The 19,830-nt window shown below is 50.2% G+C and carries 15 protein-coding genes; 8 read left to right on the top strand and 7 right to left on the bottom strand.

Features of this window, described 5'->3' with window-relative positions; all coding sequences use genetic code 11:
* Positions 1-123 precede the first annotated feature (123 nt).
* From GCU44_RS16600 to GCU44_RS16585, 4 genes are read left to right on the top strand one after another with little or no spacing between them, the layout of a single operon-like run.
* Positions 124-3,204: a SusC/RagA family TonB-linked outer membrane protein gene (locus GCU44_RS16600; protein WP_154857847.1), complete on the top strand. Its 3,081-nt coding sequence runs from the start codon at positions 124-126 to the stop codon at positions 3,202-3,204.
* 5 nt (positions 3,205-3,209) lie between these two features.
* Complete coding sequence (locus GCU44_RS16595; RefSeq protein WP_174238264.1) at positions 3,210-4,682, top strand: RagB/SusD family nutrient uptake outer membrane protein; 1,473 nt, start codon at positions 3,210-3,212, stop codon at positions 4,680-4,682.
* Between the two features lie 12 nt (positions 4,683-4,694).
* Positions 4,695-6,176, top strand: a complete 1,482-nt coding sequence (locus tag GCU44_RS16590) for a PKD domain-containing protein (protein WP_154857845.1) — start codon at positions 4,695-4,697, stop codon at positions 6,174-6,176.
* Entirely contained in the window at positions 6,173-7,309 is a 1,137-nt protein-coding gene (locus GCU44_RS16585) for a glycoside hydrolase family 16 protein (RefSeq protein ID WP_241684993.1), read from the top strand. Before GCU44_RS16590 ends, GCU44_RS16585 begins: the two co-directional genes overlap by 4 nt.
* Before the next feature lie 192 nt (positions 7,310-7,501).
* Here the strand turns inward: GCU44_RS16585 and GCU44_RS16580 are convergent, their stop codons facing one another.
* The 6 genes from GCU44_RS16580 to GCU44_RS16555 all read right to left on the bottom strand — a co-directional run bounded on the left by GCU44_RS16580 (position 7,502) and on the right by GCU44_RS16555 (position 12,937).
* Positions 7,502-7,795 carry a hypothetical protein gene (locus tag GCU44_RS16580; protein ID WP_154857843.1) on the bottom strand — a complete coding sequence of 98 codons (294 nt, stop codon included), beginning with the start codon at positions 7,793-7,795 and terminating at the stop codon, positions 7,502-7,504.
* Positions 7,796-7,804: 9 nt separating this feature from the next.
* On the bottom strand, positions 7,805-8,005 hold the full coding sequence (locus GCU44_RS16575; protein WP_092172690.1) for a hypothetical protein: 201 nt from the start codon (positions 8,003-8,005) through the stop codon (positions 7,805-7,807).
* Between the two features lie 156 nt (positions 8,006-8,161).
* Positions 8,162-8,377 carry a hypothetical protein gene (locus GCU44_RS16570; RefSeq protein WP_154857841.1) on the bottom strand — a complete coding sequence of 72 codons (216 nt, stop codon included), beginning with the start codon at positions 8,375-8,377 and terminating at the stop codon, positions 8,162-8,164.
* Between the two features lie 55 nt (positions 8,378-8,432).
* Entirely contained in the window at positions 8,433-10,451 is a 2,019-nt protein-coding gene (locus GCU44_RS16565) for a protein-disulfide reductase DsbD family protein (protein ID WP_241684992.1), read from the bottom strand.
* Between the two features lie 102 nt (positions 10,452-10,553).
* Positions 10,554-11,945: a dipeptidase gene (locus GCU44_RS16560; protein ID WP_154857837.1), complete on the bottom strand. Its 1,392-nt coding sequence runs from the start codon at positions 11,943-11,945 to the stop codon at positions 10,554-10,556.
* A gap of 56 nt (positions 11,946-12,001) precedes the next feature.
* Positions 12,002-12,937: a hydrogen peroxide-inducible genes activator gene (locus GCU44_RS16555; protein ID WP_092170587.1), complete on the bottom strand. Its 936-nt coding sequence runs from the start codon at positions 12,935-12,937 to the stop codon at positions 12,002-12,004.
* 127 nt (positions 12,938-13,064) lie between these two features.
* On the opposite strand from GCU44_RS16555, the gene GCU44_RS16550 reads away from it, so the two are divergent.
* From GCU44_RS16550 to GCU44_RS16535, 4 genes are all read left to right on the top strand, one after another.
* Positions 13,065-14,096 carry a Fe(3+) ABC transporter substrate-binding protein gene (locus GCU44_RS16550; RefSeq protein WP_154857835.1) on the top strand — a complete coding sequence of 344 codons (1,032 nt, stop codon included), beginning with the start codon at positions 13,065-13,067 and terminating at the stop codon, positions 14,094-14,096.
* Between the two features lie 24 nt (positions 14,097-14,120).
* Positions 14,121-15,755: an ABC transporter permease gene (locus GCU44_RS16545; RefSeq protein WP_241684991.1), complete on the top strand. Its 1,635-nt coding sequence runs from the start codon at positions 14,121-14,123 to the stop codon at positions 15,753-15,755.
* 19 nt (positions 15,756-15,774) lie between these two features.
* On the top strand, positions 15,775-16,812 hold the full coding sequence (locus GCU44_RS16540) for an ABC transporter ATP-binding protein (protein ID WP_154857833.1): 1,038 nt from the start codon (positions 15,775-15,777) through the stop codon (positions 16,810-16,812).
* Between the two features lie 154 nt (positions 16,813-16,966).
* Complete coding sequence (locus GCU44_RS16535; RefSeq protein ID WP_154857831.1) at positions 16,967-18,190, top strand: redoxin domain-containing protein; 1,224 nt, start codon at positions 16,967-16,969, stop codon at positions 18,188-18,190.
* Positions 18,191-18,296: 106 nt separating this feature from the next.
* On the opposite strand, the gene GCU44_RS16530 is transcribed toward GCU44_RS16535, so the two are convergent.
* Positions 18,297-19,829 carry a P-loop NTPase family protein gene (locus tag GCU44_RS16530; protein WP_092170599.1) on the bottom strand — a complete coding sequence of 511 codons (1,533 nt, stop codon included), beginning with the start codon at positions 19,827-19,829 and terminating at the stop codon, positions 18,297-18,299.
* Position 19,830: the final 1 nt, after the last annotated feature.

Genomic DNA, 19,830 nt, shown 5'->3' with positions numbered 1-19,830 from the left:
TTACCCATTCTGTAGAGTTTTTGTGAAAACAATAAAGGAGCCTTGTAGTACTATTGATGTAGCCATATTTTTTCGTTACTAAAAAACGCGTACGAAATTGCCGTCGAAATAAATCCAAATAATATGAAACATGTTTTTGTACTTTATGTAACCATGCTCCTGTCCCTTAGCGGCTGGGCGCAGTCCAATGAAATCATTGGGAAGGTGACCGATGAAACAGGGTTTCCGCTCCCGGGAGTGAGCATCCTGAAAGTGGGATCCAGTTCGGGAACGGTCACCGATATTGATGGAAACTTCTCCATCCGTGCAGAGCCGGGAGAACAGCTTCAATTCTCCTACCTCGGCTTTAAAAGCCAAACACTAACCGTCGAAAACAGCAACGATCTTTCGGTAACCTTGCAAGAAGATGTATCCAACCTCGATGAAGTCGTGGTCATCGGCTACGGCGCTTCCTCCAAACGGGAATTGACCGGCGCCACGTCTCAGGTAAAAGGTGAGGCCATCGAGAAAATGAACATGCCCCGGGTAGACCAAGCCTTGCAAGGTAAACTCGCCGGTGTAAACATTTCCACCAATTCGGGTGCGCCCGGCGGGACTTCCAACATCCGGATTCGGGGTATTGGCACCTTTGGAGACAACGATCCGCTCGTCCTGGTGGATGGCGTGATTTACGACGCCGCGGGTCTAAACGCATTCAACCCCAATGATATCGAATCGGTCAATGTACTAAAAGATGGGACCGCCGGTATATACGGCGTCAGGGCTGCGAATGGTGTGATTTTGATCGAAACCAAAAAGGGAACGCTGGGATCCAAACCGCAACTGGATCTCAGTGGCTACTACGGCGTACAGGAAACCGCTAGAAAATTAGACCTGCTGAATGCCCGGGAATATGCGATTTTAAAGAACGAAGCCTTTGCTGCGGGAGGACAGGCCCTGCCCTTTGCCAACGTAGAATTGGGTGAAGGGACCAATTGGCAGGATGCGGTGTTCCAACAGGCGCCCATACAGGAGTACAACCTAACCATGACCGGAGGCTCCGAAAAAACCAGTTATTCCATTGGCGGAAGCTACTTTGCCCAGGACGGCATTGTGGGAGGTGCCAAAGCCAATTTTGAGCGGTACAATGCCCGAATAAACTTCACCACCCAAGTCGCTCCCAAACTCAAATTTACGAACGTATTACTCTTCACGCACGAAGAAAGTAGTGGCCTGCCTCAAGGCGGTATCGGTTCGGTACTTTACAACACCGTGAACGCCTACCCTACCGAACCCCTTCGCGTAGGTGACCGCTATTCCTATCTGGAAAATGTAAACGACATTATCAATCCGCTGGCTCAGATGGAAAACACCTACAACAACAACTACGTTAACAAGCTGGTTGGTAAGGAAGAGCTGGAATACACCATCAACGAGCAATTTACCTGGACCGGTAGGGCCGGGTACAATTTTGCGATGGTGGACGCCAAAGCATTTAACCCGCTCGTTTGGTACGGTCCGGGCAAATTTGCGAATAGCGCCAGAAATGCCAATCTGGATCCGGTATTGGTAGATGTGGGCGAACTCGAGATTGAGCGGGGTGCCAGTGTGTTTGAGTCACGAAATACCTTTCTGGACTATAACCTGGAAACCTATTTAAACTACGACCGTACTTTTGCCCAGCTACATCGGGTAAAAGGAATGGTTGGCCTGTCCCTGGTGGGCAACCGAAGCGAAGGCTTGAACGGTACCGGGTTTAACATCCCCAATAATGACCTGGCTTTTGCGGACATTTCTGCAAACCAGGCACCGGGTGGGTTTCTGAACAATACAGGCTCCTTCCAAAGCCGGCAGCGCCTGACTTCTGCCTTTGTCCGGGCGGAGTACGATTACAAAAAACGGTACTTGTTCTCCGCGATTCTACGGAGGGACGGCTCCACCAATTTCGGCCCTAACAATCGGATCGGCTACTTTCCGGCCATTTCCGGTGCCTGGGTCCTTTCCGACGAGCCCTTTTTTAATGTAAACGGCATTGATTTCATGAAACTCCGAGCCAGTTTTGGTGTCTCCGGAAACGATCAGATCGGCCTGTTTCGCTACCGTGGCCTGCTAAATGGCTCGGCTACCTACGTGTTTAACGACCTCATCGTAAACGGTGCTGCGATTGGCAACACGAGTAATCCGGACCTCAAATGGGAAACTACCTACCAAACAAATATTGGCTTGGACTTTTCTCTTTTTGGCAACCTGGATTTTACGGCTAACTATTTTGTCAAAAACACCAAAGACCTGTTGTTTCAACCGGATGTGTCCGCACTGTTGGGCGCTTATGGTCCTGGCGGTTCGCCACCGGTAATTAACGCCGGTGATGTCATGAACCGCGGTATTGAACTGGAGCTTGGCTACGCCACAGCCCGAAGCGAGGGAGTCAATTTCAGCGTGGACTACAACCTCACCCTTCTGAAAAACGAAGTGACGGCCGTTCCCCTGGGATTTGAATTCATTCCGGGAGCGCCCTTTAGTGTGGGAGGCAACGTGGCCAGTAGGTTTGAAAAAGGCTTTCCGGTAGGCTACTTTATTGGGTACCAAACAGATGGTATTTTCCAAAGTACCGAGGAAATTGCCTCCAACCCCGTGGACCAACCCGGGGCCCAACCGGGAGATTTTCGCTTTGTGGATCAAAATGGCGACGGCATCATCAATTTTGGAGACGATAGCGACCGTACCGATCTGGGTTCCCCCATTCCAGACATGACCATGGGGCTCAATTTGTCGGTGGATTACAAAGGCTTTGATATCGGTGCGAATGCCTATGCGGCCCTCGGCCAGGAAATTATCCGAAATTACGAAAGGCAACAGCCCTTCGCCAATCAGCTGGCGTACAACCTGAATCGCTGGACGGGCGCAGGCAGCACCAATGAATTTCCACGACTCACCACCGGAGCCACCCGGAATACCGTTTTCTCCGATTTCTATGTTGAAGACGGCTCCTTTCTTCGGCTCCGAAACGTTCAGGTAGGTTACACCCTTCCTGGACCGGTTTCACAAAAAATCGGAATGAACTATTTCCGGTTTTATCTGGCAGCCAACAACTTGCTAACCCTAACCCGCTACCAGGGATTTGACCCGGATGTAGGTTCCGGAAACCCCCTATTTGCCGGGGTGGACAATGGGATATACCCACAGGCACGAACATTTATGGCTGGTTTTACCATTAAATTTTAAACGACATGACAAAAATATATCAATGGTCACTCGTCCTCCTTTTGGGGACGGTCACCGCATGCGATAGTTTATTGGATATCGATCCGGAATATACCCAGGATGCCGAAAATTTCTTTAATACAGAAGAAGATTTTAACCGGGCCATCGTCGGAGTATACGACATGATGCAGCCGGCCTACCTCAACCTATGGGTCGGAGAGATCGCCTCAGACAATGCCATTGCCGGGGGGGAAAGCGTCAATGACTCCCGTGGACTGCACGAAATAGACAACATGAGCCATGGCGGCGTCAATGACGAATTAAGAGCTGTACTTCGGGTCAACTACACCGGTATCGCCCGGGCAAATTACCTGTTTGAAAATCAAGACAAAATTGATTTCGAAGGGAAGGAGCTGATACTCGCAGAAGCAAAGGCAATACGAGCCTATTTCTATTTCAATCTGGTGAATTATTTCGGCGACATGCCCCTGATAGTAGACCGTCGAATTTCCATCAGCGAAATTCCCGACGCTGCCCGTACCCCAAAAGCCGAGATATACGCACAAATTGAGTCCGACCTGCGTGCCGCCATCGCTGTACTTCCCTGGACGGTCAGCGAAACCGGCAGAATGACCAAAGGAGCCGCGATGGCGCTTTTAGGAAAAACCTTGCTCTATCAAGGAAAACATGCCGAGGCTGCCACTGTACTAGGGGAGCTAATAGACACCAATGAAGCCGGTTATGCGCTATTTCAGGATTACGAAACCCTATTTCTGGTTCAGAACGAAAACGTGTCCGAAGACGTATTCACCATTCAATTCAGTGGCTTGCAGGGTGGAGACTACGGTTGCCTGATTTGCCTGAATGGCAACGCGGCCGTGGGGTTTCAAAGCATCCGCCAATACACCGGCCCGGTATATGGCGATGGCAATAGTTACAACTTGCCTACGGATGACTTATACCAGGCGTTCGAAGAAGGCGACGTTCGCCGGGATGCCAGTATTTTAAACCTGGAAGCCTTTATCGCGGCACAGCCCAATCCAGATGAAATCACCTATGCCATTGGCGGCGGCGGCCACACCGGCTACTTCAACAATAAGTACATCAAACGAAAGAACGAACTTGGTCTACCGGATGACGACCTGACCAGCCCCCTGAACTACCGGGTAATTCGCTGGGCGGATGTATTGTTAATGGCAGCTGAGGCATTTCAGCGATCTGGAAACGATGAGCGCGCACGAACCGAACTCAATAAGGTGAGGGACCGGGCTTCGCTTTCCCCAGTCAGCAGTTCCGACGAAGCCCTCTACCAGGCAATTCTGGAAGAACGAAGACTCGAACTTGCCGGAGAAGGGCTCCGTTTCTTTGATCTGGTACGAACCGGACAGGCAGCCGAAAAAATCGACGGCTTCGTAAACGGAAAACACGAACTATTTCCTATCCCTCAGGTGGAGATCGATCTGGCTGGTGGCAATTGGGAACAAAATCCAGGATATTAACTGCGTAAACTCATGAAAAGATACCTAAACTTCATCGTACTGATGCTGCCCCTGTTTTTGCTGGCGGCATGCTTCGAGGAATACACGCTACAAGAGGCCCCTCCTACCGAGGACCAGGCAGATTTTAGCTTTCAACCTACCGAAGAAAGCGACAATATTCTTCGGTTTACCGCTGCCAATGACTTCTTTATAATGAACTGGGACCTGGGCAACGGAAGCTCCGGCACCGGATCCACGGTCACCGGCACCTATCCTTCCGCCGGTACCTACACAGTAAGCCTGACGGTGTTTAATGCCGGAGGCAGCGTCACCATGCGTAAGCAGATCGTCATCGAACAGACCGACCCCTTGCTTTTGGACAAACCCCTGTACAACCTGCTCACCGGTGGGGCCGAGGCAACGGAAGGAAAAACCTGGAAAGTAGATGCGGACAGACTAGGCCATTTCGGTGTAGGACCAAACCCCTCTCAGGCAGGCGACTTCCCCGAGTGGTACCAGGCCCAACCCAACGAAAAAACGGGCTCCGGTATGTACACGGATCGGTATACCTTCTTCCTGGCCGATTTTAATTTCGACATGGAAACCAACGGGCTGGTCTACCTGAATGCAGCCCAGGGAAGCAATTTCCCCGGCGCTTTTGAGCCGGGAGTGGGCGACCTTTCTGCTCCCTACGAAGCGCCCGACGGGCTCAAGTGGAGCATTGCCGAACCGGAAGATAACTACCCGGAATTGACCATCTCCCAGGGAGGGTTTTTGGGATATTTCGCCGGAGGAAGAACCTATCAGATCGTATCCATCGAAGAAAACGAGATACTGCTTCGCTTTGTGGATCAAGCCAATACCGCTCTTGCCTGGTACATTCGCCTGATTCCCGAAGATTACGTACCGGAGGAGGAAACGCCAGAACCCGAACCCGACCCGGTAGCTCCCGGGACCCTATCCCTTCAATCACTGATCGGAGAGGGGAGCAAAGCCTGGAAACTAAAACCTGCAGCGGGCGCCTTCGGGGTGGGCCCGGCACCGGGAAGCGACGAGTTTTATCCCAATGGACAGGATATTTCGGGAGATCGTGCCTGCTTGTTTAATGACCGCTTTGTTTTCAGCGAGGACGGTACCTATACCTACGATCCGGTAGACGATATTTTTGGAGAAGCGTATATGGGTGTGGAAGAAGGCTGTCAGCCAGCATCCAACCTGGAAGGAACCGCCGGAGAAGCCTGGGGAGCAGGAACGCACGCCTTTAGCTTTACCGACGCGACCGACTCGGAAAATGCCCGAATCACAGTAACCGGAACGGGGGCTTTCATTGCCCTTCCCAAAGCCTTCAACGGCGGTGAACACCAAGCGGGCCCACCTGAAGCGGATCGTGCCGTCACCTACGAGGTAATTGGATACACGAATGAAGATGGAGTCGAAGAACTGACGATTACCATTGATGTTTCCGGATCTGGTACCGTGTTCTGGAGCTTTGTGTTAATTCCCGATACCGAATGATTCTTCTTGTGATGACCAAGCTTGTGCATATACCTTCCTTACTACTCATGCTGTTCGCTTTTTGTAACTGCGATCAGGAAGAGGTGGATGCGCGCGTGGTACTGCCGGAAAACCTGGAAGTCTCCCTGGACAAACGGGCCAATGGGCAGGTTAGGATTGGCTTCAGCGCAGAAAAAGCCAACTTCTTTCGGGTAAGTTTCGGTACCGATGGAGAAATGCCGGAATTGGTGAGCGGAAACGAGGCAACTTTCCGCTACACCGAGCCGGGCGTTTTTACGATTCGCGTGCAAGCGCATGCTACGGAAACCGATTTTATTAGCGAAGAAGCATCGGTCACCATTTCCGAAGCGGATCTGGGCCTGGGAATACCCAGTTCCGGCTTTACCTCTCCGGAAAGCTACGAGGGGTATTCCCTTTCCTGGCGGGACGAGTTTGAAGGCACGACGCTTTCCAATGATTGGGTGGCGGAAACCGGGGACGGGTGTCCGAACTTATGTGGCTGGGGAAACAACGAACTCCAGTTTTACCGCAGGGAAAATGCCCGGGTGAACGAGGGCTACCTAATAATTACCGCCAAAGAGGAGTCCATCGGAGGACGGAATTACACCTCCACCCGACTAAAGACACAGGGACGGCAACAGTTTCAATTTGGACGGATCGACATACGCGCTGCGCTGCCGAAAGGGCAGGGCATCTGGCCTGCATTCTGGATGCTGGGCGAAAGCATCACCAGTACTCCCTGGCCCGCCTGCGGCGAAATCGACATCATGGAAATGATCGGCGGAGCAGCCGACGGTCGGGATAATACGGTACACGGAACCCTCCACTGGGATACTAACGGGACCTATTCCACTGCAGGCGGCAAAACTTCGCTCGCCGAAGGAGCCATTTTAAATGACAACTTTCACGTATTTTCCATCATCTGGACCGAAGAATCGATCACCTGGCTGCTGGATAACGAGGCCTATCACGAAATCCCCATAACCGGAAATGCCATGGACGAATTTCGCGAACCGTTTTTCCTCCTGATCAACCTCGCGGTGGGCGGCAACTGGCCGGGAAGCCCGGATGCCAGCACCAACTTCCCCCAACAGTTGGTGGTGGATTACGTGCGGGTTTTTGAAAAAGACTAGCCGATTTTAGTGAATCAAAAAAAGAGGCCGCTCATCTGAGGCAGCCTCTTTTTTTTTCTACCTAACGTATCCTGCTGAAAGAATGGATGTTTTTTGCTAGTCCAGGTTATTTTGCTCGCCGGATTTAAATCATTCAATAGGCTACATGCGGTAAATCCAAGTGTGATTTATGTACAGTCGGGTTGAAAAAAGCTAAGCGAATAGAGACCTGATCAGGAGTTTGAAAACACCCAGGTAACTGTCAATTTTAATGTTTCCATTTGTTACTTTCAACAAGTCACTGTGGTTTCGTCTGATTTGTATTTCCTGATCCAGATAAACGGCCCGCTTCCGAAACTTGTAGGCATCTCGCCACTGTCGGTAGGGCAAATAGAAAGCAGATTTACCAATGATATCTACCAACAACTGGCTACCGTTATTACTTACGGTAATCCGATGGGCGTTACTTACCAGAGATAAATCTGCTTTTACGACGACATTTTTCATCAGGTAGGTTTATTTACCTTCGGATGTGGTGATGCTCAATTGCCCGTTTAGCGTCCACTCCGTTTTTTCCCCGGAACCTACTCTTTTTGGTACTCCGATGACAAATTCCTTAAAATCATAATTAATTCTGGCATTTCTGCCGGTCAGCTTATCGTAAAGGCCTATTGCTAAATCTGGCCAGGTTTCTTGATTGGTTGTCTCAGTACTCATTGGTTTTGTCATTTAATTCACTTATAAAACCCAAATCATGAGCAATTGTTTGGATATTTTGTAATAAAAATAAGCGGAATGATACAAAACTGATTTTCTGGCAAGACACTTCCTCAAGCTCACTCAGCCTGGCTCGTAAAAGGCCTGAAACCAGCGTTAGACAACTTCCAACCAGGAAGGATTGAACCCTTCCCGGAAAAGCGCCGGGTTAATTCGCACCTCCAATAACAGCGGTTGGTCACTAACGCCTGCATCGAAGCGATTTAGGACCAACAACTCGGTTCTGATTAGCCTGCGGACCAAAACCGCAGCAACGAAGGACACCTTACCCGTGATAGCTACCTTTTCGAAGAAAGGTACAACATACCGCATTGGAGTTTTTCTGCATTCCCCGGGTCAATGCAGCCCAACTGCTACTGCTCCTCACTTACTGCCTCCTGGCATATTCTTCTTTGGCGCCATCCAAAAATTCGATAAAGGCCTGAATGTCGGTTTCGTAGCCAATGGGACTCGCGAGCAATTCCTCCTCCTGGTCCAAAATCACGTAATAGGGCTGGGCATTGTTGTTGAAACGCGTAATCTGAAAATCGGCATTCTGCTTGCCGATCGTGGTTTTTTCTTTGTTGTCGTACGTGGAAATGTACCATTCGGACTCAGGCAGTGTATAGCGTTCGTCGATGTACAGGGCCACCATTACAAAATCCTCTTTTAACCGTTTCAGCACCCGAGGATCAGACCATACCCGGGCTTCCATTTCCCGGCAATTGACACACCCATGCCCCGTAAAATCGATAAACAAGGGCTTGTCTTGCCTTTTGGCGGCAGACAGTGCCTGTTGGTAGTCAAAATAACCCTGAATACCGTGCGGGAAATGAAGAAAATCGGCGTACTTAGGCACCTCATCCAATTCCTGATCCGCCGCGGAGGCATTTTCCCGACTGATTTTGATTAAATCAAAATCGTGGGTAGACAAAGGCGGCAGGTAGCCACTCAGCGCTTTAAGCGGCGCTCCCCACATGCCTGGGATCATGTACACCACAAAGACAAAAGTGGTCATGGCCAGCATCAATCGGGGTACACCCAGGTAATCCAGCGGGCTGTCGTGCGGAAGCCGCAATTTTCCAAGCAGGTAGAGCCCCAACAGGGCGAAAATGACAATCCAAATGGCCAGGTAAATCTCCCGGTCCAGTATGCCCCAATGGTACACCTGATCGGCAATGCTCAAAAACTTGAAGGCCAGTGCCAGTTCCAAAAAGCCCAGTACCACCTTTACGGAATTGAGCCAACCACCGGACTTTGGCAGCGAATTCAACCATTCAGGAAAAATCGCAAACAGGGTAAACGGGAGGGCGAAGGCCAAAGAAAAGGCGAACATTCCCAAAATGGGCTTTAAGAGGGCCCCACCGGCAGAACTGATCAAGATGGACCCAACGATCGGACCCGTGCAGGAAAAGGACACCAATACCAGGGTAAAGGCCATAAAGAAAATACCGGCCATTCCCCCCTTATCCGCTTTGGCATCGATTTTATTCACCAGACCCGAAGGAAGGGTGATTTCGAACAAGCCCAGAAAAGCCAGGGCGAAGAAAATAAACACGGCAAAAAAGAACACGTTGGGTAGCCAATGGGTGGACAGCCAGTTGGCAAACTCCGGCCCCTGCACCGCTGCGACGATCGTTCCAGCGATGGTGTAAATGGCGATGATGGAAAAGCCATAGAGAAAGGCATTTCGAAAGCCCTGAAATTTGGAATGCGCCCTGCCGGTAAAAAAAGTCACCGTCATCGGAATCATTGGAAATACACAAGGAGTCAGCAGGGCAGCCAATCCTGCCAGGAAGGCAATTAGCATAAAGCCGAGCAGGGAGGATTCGGGCTGCTCCAGGGAGATTTCTGCCGGTTCCCCTTCTTGGCTCCCGCCTTCCTGCTGGGAAAAAAGATCCGCGTCAGCGGCTTCTGATGTGGAAGCAGCACTTCCTGCGCCGCCCAGTGAGATCGAGAAATCTTCCTGGTAATTGATGCATTGGTTGGTAATATCGGAACACATTTGGTATTCCACGGTGCCCTGGATCAGTGCCGTTTCCTCCTCGATCAGCAAGGTTTGCCTGAATTCGCCCTCCCTGACAAAATAGGTAACGTCTCCTTCCCATACTTCCTCGTATTTGGTTTTCGGGTCGATCGCTTTCAGTGGACCCACAGGACGAAAACCACGTTGTTCCTCCCAAACGATTTCGGTAAGCAAGGGTCCCAATTCCGGATCGAAGTCGTTGGAATAGATGTACCAGTTGAGGGGTATGTCCGCTTTGAAAACCAGCGTCACTTCCTCGCCTACTTCGGCCTCCGGATTATCCAACTGTATGTCCCACTTGGGGGGAGAAATAACCTGTGCATGGAGGGCCGAAACACAGGCAAACAAAAAAACAAGGGATACTAAATAGGGTGCCTTCATAAAACTCATTAACCGTTGATCGAATCAGGAATTAAACCATTGCTTCTATTAATTAAAAAGCCGCTGGATTAGTTCCTGTGCAAGGCGAATTGGGTCTTCGTGCTACGCCTCCCGGGACAGTTGATGGAAATGTTTAAAAAACAGGGCGATGGTCTCGATGCCTTTTAGGTAGTTGGCCACCCCGTAATGCTCATTGGGCGAATGGATGGCATCCGTATCCAGTCCGAAACCGAGTAAAATCGGGTCCAGTCCCAGGACTTTTTGAAACAACGCCGTGATGGGAATGGATCCGCCTTCCCTGGTTGGGATGGCTTTTTTCCCGAACGCTTCCTGAATGGCTGCCTCTGCCGCCTTGTATCCGATGGAATCGGTCGGTACCACGGCGGCCTGTCCGCCGTGGTGCGGTACCACCTTGACTTTCACCGCTGGGGGGGCGATTTTTAGGAAGTGCTCCTCGAACAGCCGCGCGATGTTTTTGTGATCCTGATCCGGCACCAGGCGCATGGATATCTTTGCAAAGGCTTTGGAGGGCAAGACGGTCTTTGCTCCCTCCCCGATATAGCCGCCCCAAATCCCGTTTACATCCAGCGTAGGCCGGATACCCACCCGCTCAATGGTGCTGTACCCCTTCTCGCCGTAGGTTTCCTCCACGTCCAGTTTTCGCTTGAACTCGTCCAGGTCAAACGGTGCCTTATTCAATTGCTTCCGGTATTCCGCATCGTATTCCTGCACCTGTTCATAAAAGCCCGGGATGGTGATGCGGTTGTTCTCGTCGTGAAGGGAAGCAATTAGTTTACACAGCACATTGATCGGATTCGCTACAGATCCTCCAAAGGTGCCGCTGTGCAAGTCCTTGTTTGGTCCCGTTACCTCCACCTGCATGTAGGCCAATCCGCGTAAGCCCACCGTAACAGAGGGGTGCTCCAGCGAGATCATGGAGGTATCGGAAATCAATACCACGTCTGCCTTTAGTTTTTCCTGGTTTTGCTGAACGAAGCGGTCCAGGTTTTCAGAGCCAACTTCCTCCTCTCCCTCGATCATAAATTTTACATTGCAATGCAGCAAGCCTTCCGCCAACATGGCTTCGAATGCCTTCACGTGCATGTAAAACTGCCCCTTGTCATCTGCCGAACCCCGGGCAAAAATGGCACCCTCGGGATGAAGTTCGGTCTTCTTGATTACCGGCTCGAAGGGAGGGGACTCCCACAACTCCAGGGGATCGGCCGGCTGCACATCGTAATGCCCGTATACCAGGATGGTAGGAGCTGCCGGATCCACGATTTTTTCCCCGTAGACAATGGGGAAGCCAGCAGTTTCACAAATCTCCGCCGTATCTACGCCGGAGGCAATTAACTTCTCTTTGACATATTCCGCGGCTTTTACCACTTCTTCCCTATAGGCCGGGTCTGCACTGACAGATGGGATTTTCAGTAAGTCTACCAATTCATCTAAAAAACGAGGAGAATTTGCTGCTATGTAACGCTGAATGGACATGTGTTTTTCGTTCTTGATTTCAAGATCGAAATTAATGCTTTTTAAAGGATTTTCCCTTATAATTTAAAACTTACCAACCTTCCTTCCTTGTTGGAAAGCATGTGCGCCGGTATCACGTTGCGTATTTCGTCAAAAAGTAGGGACACCAGCTTTTGCTTTAAAAAGCTCCGGGTCAATATGATGCTGACTTCGCGAATTGGCGCCTCTCCCCGAAAGGGCCTCAGACGTTTTTTTTCGTCGTCATTCAAACTCTCCGTGGCCAGTTCCGGCAGAAGCGTAATTCCTTTGTACCGGTTTACCATGTTTTTCAAGCCTTCCAAAGAACCGCTTTCGTAATGAAAATTCATCCTCTGAAACTTGTTTTGGTCACAAAGATTGAGCACCTGATCCCGAAAGCAGTGGCCTTGCTGCAACACCCATAGGTCTTCGGATAGGATTTCCTCCGCACCCACTTGTGCTTGCCGGAGAAGCGGGTGATTCGTAGACAGGTAAGCAAAAAACTTCTCGTAAAAAATGGGTCTTTCCAGAATACCTGCCTCGTGAAGCGGGGTTACCACCAGGCCAATATCCAACTCGTCGTTTTTTAGCTTCTTTAAAATGTCCTCGGTCACCATCTCCTGTACCTGCAATTGCACCCGGGGATATTTCTGAATAAAGTTTTGGATAAAAAGCGGTAGCAAATAGGGCGCAAGCGTGGGAATTACCCCCATTTTTATCAGGCCGCTCACATCTCCTTTCATCTGTGCCACCAACTCGAAAATACCTTTGCTTTCTGAAACCACCTTCTTTGCCTGAGCAATGATTCGCTCGCCAATTTCGGTAGGAATCACGGGCATTTTTGACCGGTCAAAAAGGATGACTCCCAATTCTTTCTCCAGTTTACTGACCTGAGCACTCAATGTAGGCTGGGTGACAAAACAAGCTTCTGCAGCCTGCCCAAAATGGCGTAGCTTGTCTACGGCCAGGATGTATTCCAGTTGTTGAATGGTCATAGTACCAGGAGTAAAGGGTATGGAGTTGCCTCCCTGTTTAAGCAGTGTTGCAAATATAAAAATCTTTTTCTTTTTATTTAGATTTGATATAAATAATACCTAATTTTGTGCGCAAACCAACCGAGTTATGAAACGAATTCAATCCCTTTTTCTATTTTCTCTCCTTTTTGCAGCGTCTTTCTCCTGTAGCCAAAAGCCAACAGACCAGGAAGTAGTCAATGTCTATACCCACCGGCATTACGATGCCGACCAGCAGCTGTTCGACGCCTTTACAGAGGAAACCGGCATCCAAGTAAATGTGGTAAGTGCCAGTGCAGACGAACTGATTCAAAAGCTGGAGCTGGAAGGCGAAGGATCCCCGGCAGATGTATTGATCACCGTAGACGCAGGTCGGCTTCACCGGGCACAGGAGAAGGGCTTATTTCAGCCAATTTCTTCCGAAGTATTGGATGAAAACATTCCTGCGAAATTCCGGAATCCTGAAGGATTATGGTTTGGCATGACGTACCGGGCGCGTATACTCGCCTACCACAAGGAGCGGGTCACACCCGAATCGTTGGACTCCTACGAAAGCCTGACCGAACCGCAATGGGCCGGCAGGGTGCTCACACGTTCTTCCGAAAATATTTACAACCAGTCCCTTTTGGCCTCGATTATTGTGGCACATGGGCCCGATAAAGCGCAGGAATGGGCAGCCGGCCTTTTGGCCAACATGGCCAGGGATCCCAAGGGCAGCGACCGGGATCAGGTGAAAGCCGTTGCATCCGGGGAGGGCGATGTAGCCATCGTCAACAGCTATTATATCGGAATCATGCTGCAGGATTCCAATCCGGAAACGGTAAAAGCGGCCGAGCAAGTGGGCATCTTTTTTCCCAATCAAAACGACCGCGGAACCCACATCAACATCTCGGGCGCCGGCGTCACCCGCCATGCTCCCAATAAAGAAAATGCGGTTCGCCTGATCGAGTTTTTATCCCGGGAGGAGGCACAGCAAGTGCTGGCCAATGTGAATTACGAGTATCCGGTAAATCCGAACGTAAGCCCATCCGAGTTGCTTCAAAGCTGGGGAACGTTTAAGGCCGATTCCATCAATCTTTCGCTGCTGGGAGAAAACAACAGCCGGGCGGTAATGATTTTTGATGAGGTAGGCTGGAAATAAGCAAGCGAAAAGAAGGATCGGAAATTGGAAGTTGCTAGACTACGAATGTATTGGTGGAACAATTGGATGACCGGCACTGTGCTGGTCCTGCTCTTGATTGCTACCCCGATATTTACGATCCTATTTAAACTACTTGACGCTCCCGGAGAGACCTGGACGCACCTACGGGATACCCTGCTGATTGGGTATTTTACAAATACGCTCTTTCTTTTACTTGGCGTTGCGTTCTTCACGTTTTTACTCGGCGTATCCACCGCATGGATGGTGAGCAACTACCGATTTCCGGGTAGAAGGTATTTCGAATGGCTGCTAATTTTGCCGCTGGGCTTCCCGGGCTACATCATGGCCTATACCTATACGGGCATGCTCGATTATTCAGGTCCCCTGCAGGCATTTTTGCGGAATACCCTGGACATTCAGGTAGTAGGAAGCATTGTGGACATCATGAACCTGCCTGGTGCCGTGTTTATTTTATCCATTACCCTTTTTCCCTACGTTTATCTGCTATCACGGGCTTCCTTTCTTCAACAATCCCGCACCTTGCAGGAGGCTTCGGCACTTTTGGGAAGAAACGATTGGTACACCTTTCGTCGAATTGCCCTGCCCATGGCGCGGCCGGCGATCGTGGGAGGTATTGCCCTGGCCTCCATGGAAGTGCTGAATGACTATGGCACGGTAAAATATTTTGGGGTCAGCACGTTTACCACGGGAATATTCCGTTCCTGGTTTTCCTTGGGAGATGTGACTACGGCCATTTACCTGGCCGCTATCCTCATGCTTTTCGTTTTTGGAATATTGCTGCTGGAAAGTGTGCAGCGTGGGCACCGTCGCTTTGCCTCCAACAAATCCGTCTCCAAACCGCTTGTCAAGCGCCGCTTGTCCGCCCGGAAAAGTTGGATGTTGACCCTAAGCTGTTCCCTGTTGTTTTTCCTGAGCTTCGTTGCCCCTTTTTTACAGATCTTGCATTGGGTTGGCCTGACGTACCAAAAAACGATGGATGAAGCGTTTTTCTTTTTGATCTTGCGCACATTTGGCCTGGCTGCCGGCACGGGTGCTTTGGTGGCGGTGGTATCGGTTACGCTAGTATATAGCCTGCGATTGAGTCCCTTTAAGTGGCTAAAAAACGTTAGCCGAATTGCAACGCTAGGATACGCAATCCCAGGTGCGGTCATCGCCGTGGGCATCATGATACCGATTTTGGGCCTGGATCGCTGGTTGCGGGAAAGCCTGCCCGCTGGCGCTATTGGAATAGTCCTTTCCGGTACAGTCTACGCCCTGATTTTTGCCTATATGGTCCGCTTTCTGGCGGTGGGCTACCACCCGATAGATGCCGGGTTTCAGAAGATTGGCATACATGTAAACGAGGCCAGTCGGCTTCTGGGGAAAAATAGCTGGAAGACTTTGTGGAAAATCGATTTGCCGCTGATCCGGGCAGGATTTTTGAGTGGTATATTACTGGTGTTTGTCGATGTTTTAAAAGAATTACCCTTAACTTTGATCCTTCGTCCGTTTAACTATCAAACCCTGGCCACCAAAGCATTTGACATGGCCACCAACGAAATGATAGCCGAATCGGCCAATGCCTCCCTGATCATTATCCTTACGGGAATAATACCCATCGTTTTTCTAAACAGGATGATCCGCAGGGTAAACCTATAGCATACTCAGAAATTTTTGAATGAACATACTCAGGCTGCAAGGAATCGATAAAAAATATTCGGCTTCTGAAGACTATGCGGTAAAGGATATTTCCTTTGATGTACGAAAAGGTGAAATTCTGGCCCTTGTGGGCGAAAGTGGATCCGGTAAAACTACCTTGCTGCGGCTGATTTCAGGATTGGAGCACCCGGACGCCGGAACCATTGTATTGTCAGAAAATACCCTGGTCTCCGGCAATCGCTCCGTACCAGCAAACGAACGAAACGTGGGCATGGTGTTTCAGGATTATGCCCTCTTTCCCCACCTGAATCTGCTTGAAAATGTACAATTCGGCGTGCGGAAGACGCAGGGAGACCCCGCGGAAATTGCCAGGAAAACCCTGCAACTGGTAGGACTGAAGGAAAATTATTCCAAATACCCCCATCAACTTTCTGGAGGACAACAGCAACGCGTAGCCCTGGCGAGAGCCATTGCCCCCAACCCATCCATTCTGCTTATGGACGAACCGTTCAGCAATCTGGACGCCATGTTGAAGGATCAGGTACGGGAAGAAATTCGGCAAATCATTAAACGAACGGGCGTTACCGCGATATTTGTAACCCATGACACCCGCGATGCCCTTTCCACCGCAGACCGGGTAGCCATCCTCCACAAAGGCTATCTCCAACAGTTGGACAGCCCAAAAAATCTCTACGAAAACCCCGCCAATCCCTACGTGGCCAACTTTTTTGGTAGAAGAAACCAGGTCATCGCTACCGCTACGGAAGACGGTTTTTATACCTCCTTCGGCTTTATCGCAGACGAGCGATCCCGCAATTTCCGCAACAGCGTCAAGCTTCTTTTCCGCCCCGAGGAAATAAAAATTAAGAAAAGCCTGAAACAGGCCCTGATCGGTACCGTAAGACAATGCGCCTATTTCGGCGATCACCAGATGGTCCTGCTGGCTGACGAATCCGGAAAATCCATCTACGTGCGTGCAAGTCCTACCCGCTATTTCGTTGAGGGAAGCGAAGTTTTTTTTACCATTCGTTCGTTTAAAGTCGAAGAGGCCTTTTAAATCACAAGTCCGCCGCGTAAGTCTCTGGATCGGCGAGGCCCATTTTTTACCCGCCATCTAGTTTCATCCGATCGTTTTTATTCTGTATATTTAATACCGGACGGCGAGTCGTTTTCTTACACGTCCATTGCCCGTACATGAAACCCTTACCGATATGAATCGCCTACACGTCAATACGATTCCATCCGGAGCCTGCTTTTTGGTAGCATTCGCCATCGTCCTCCTGCATGCCTGCGGGGCACCCCAGCAGGATTCCCAGGAAAAGCCTTCCGAGACCTCCGAAGCATTCTTTACGCCCAAACCTCAAGCGGTGGACGAAAAACCCGTCCAAACCCTAGCCATCGGTGATCCCGCACCAGATTTCCGCCTGCCCGGTGTGGACGGAAACTACCATGAACTTTCCGATTTCGCCGATAAAGAAGTATTGGTCATCAATTTTACCTGCAATCATTGCCCCACTGCCCAGGCTTACGAACAGCGCTTCATCGATCTGGCTACCGCCTACAGCCCAAAGGGGGTCCAATTCATTGCCATCTCTCCCAATTCTCCCATCGCTGTACTCCCCGAAGAGTTGGGCTATACCGATCTGAACGATGACTTCGAAAGCATGAAGATTCGTGCACAGGAAATGAATTTTAACTTCCCTTATTTGTACGATGGGGATGTGCATGAATTTTCCACCGCCTACGGCCCCACGGCTACGCCACATATTTTTGTCTTCGACAAAAACCGGAAACTTACCTATCAGGGAAGAATCGATGCCTCTGAAAAACCGGGAACCGGGGAAGCAGAAGATGCCATACATGCCATAGAAACGACACTACGGGGAGAAGCACTGGCTTCCGACCGGGCCACCACACCCGCTTTTGGCTGCTCCATCAAATGGGGTTGGAAAAATGAATACACCCTCAAGGTAAACGAAGACTGGAAGAAAAAGCCGGTCGACCTAAGCAAAATTGACCTGGACGAACTGGATCAGCTACTGAAAAATGACAGCGATCAGCTACGACTGGTGAATTTCTGGGCCACCTGGTGCGGTCCCTGCATTGTGGAGTATCCCGAATTCATCGAAATCCAACGCATGTATGGGGACCGGGATTTTGAATTCGTCTCCGTCAGCCTGGACGATCCCGGATCGGCGGATAAAGCGCTCAAGTTTCTTCAGAAAAAGTACTCCGCCACCACCAATTACCTGGTGGATACCGAAGACAAGTACGCGATCATCGACGTGGTAAAGAACGATTGGGACGGCAGCCTGCCATTGACCTTGTTGATCGAACCTGGAGGAAAGGTGCATTACAAGGTGCCCGGTACCATCGATCCGCTGGCACTAAAAAAAACCATCGTCGACCACCCCATGATCGGTCGGTACTATTAGCTTTTTGAAAATAAAAATACCCTTCCTGCCGATCCCAAAGGATCCGACAGGAAGGGTAAGTAATGGGAGAACCCGTTTTGACTACCAGAGCAGCGGGGCAGACCTTTTATTCAAAGGGATTTTCCTCCTCGTCATCGTCATCCATTCCGGGGTTCCCCAGATCAAACATGCTACTAAACAAGTCCTTAAATTGCATGCCGGTATCCAGCAATTTTTTGCTTAACTGACTGTACTCGGCTAGTCCATGCAGGGCAAATTCCATGTAGAATTCCTTTTCTTTTTCCGGCAGGTCTTTCACGTATTCCGTAACGATTTTTTCCAAACCGGGCACGTTGTGCAGGGCCGTTTTGTAGGCCTTATCGCTGTGGGATGCCAGGAGGTCTAACTCGTTGCCCTCCCCAAACCAGGACAACGGCAATACGTAGGGATTGCCTTCCTTGTCTTTCTTTTTTTGTTCCGGGGAAGGAAAATACCGGGTAAACAAACTTCGAATGGCCTTCCCTATCAGGTTATGGGCCACCAGTCCGGCCCCTTCCTGCTCCCCTTCGTAGACCAGCTCCACTTTGCCGGTAATGGCCGGAACGACTCCGATCAGATCTACTACCCGTACCATGGTTTCGTTTTCATTGTTGAGGTACAGGCGGCGTTCTGCCGCTGAGATCAGATTCTCGTAGGCAGAAATGGTAAGTCTGGCGGACACACCGCTTTTCTCGTCTACGTATTCGCTCTCCCGAGCCTCCACCGCTATTTGTTCGATCAGATCCTTCATGAACTCCGGAACGTGGATTTTTTCCAGCGGGCGGTTTGCCAGTTTGGCTTCCTGAGCGGTTATTTTCCTGCCAATTTCAATGCTTTTCGGATAGTGGGTGATGATTTGACTTTCAATCCGGTCTTTTAGGGGCGTCACAATGCTACCCCGGTTGGTATAGTCTTCCGGATTGGCGGTAAAGACAAATTGAATGTCAAGAGGCAACCGTAATTTGAAACCCCGGATTTGGATGTCTCCTTCCTGAAGGATATTAAACAAGGCCACTTGAATTCTGGCCTGCAAATCCGGAAGTTCGTTGATAACAAAAATGGAGCGGTGCGAGCGCGGCACAAGCCCAAAGTGGATCACCCGTTCGTCGTTGTAGGACAATTTCATGGTAGCCGCTTTGATCGGGTCCACATCGCCGATCAGGTCGGCCACGGACACGTCGGGTGTTGCCAGCTTCTCGGTATACCGGTCTTCCCTGGCCCACCAGACAATGGGCGTATCGTCTCCTTTTTCCCGAATCAACTCAAGGGCAAAGGAAGAAATCGGCCGCATGGGATCGTCGTTAAGTTCGGAGCCTTTGACCACGGGTACGTATTCATCCAGTAAAAGTGTCATCATCCGCGCAATCCGTGTTTTGGCCTGACCCCTCAAACCCAGAAGATTGATGTTATGTCCCGATAGGATGGCTCGTTCGATATCTGGAATCACGGTATCCTCGTATCCCCAGATACCCTCAAACACATTTTCCTGGTTCTTGATTTTATGGATGAGGTTTTGTCTTAATTCTTCTTTAATGGATTTGCTGGCATAGCCGACGGCTTTCAACTGCCCCAGCGTTTGTATTTTTACTCGTTCTTTGTTGGTCATTTTTTCGTATTCCATG

Origin of the sequence: Cyclobacterium xiamenense (assembly GCF_009467825.1) — a bacterium.
Taxonomy (GTDB): Bacteria; Bacteroidota; Bacteroidia; order Cytophagales; family Cyclobacteriaceae; genus Cyclobacterium; species Cyclobacterium xiamenense.
Note: the sequence above shows the minus strand (reverse complement) of the source record. Positions and strands in the feature narration are given on the sequence as shown.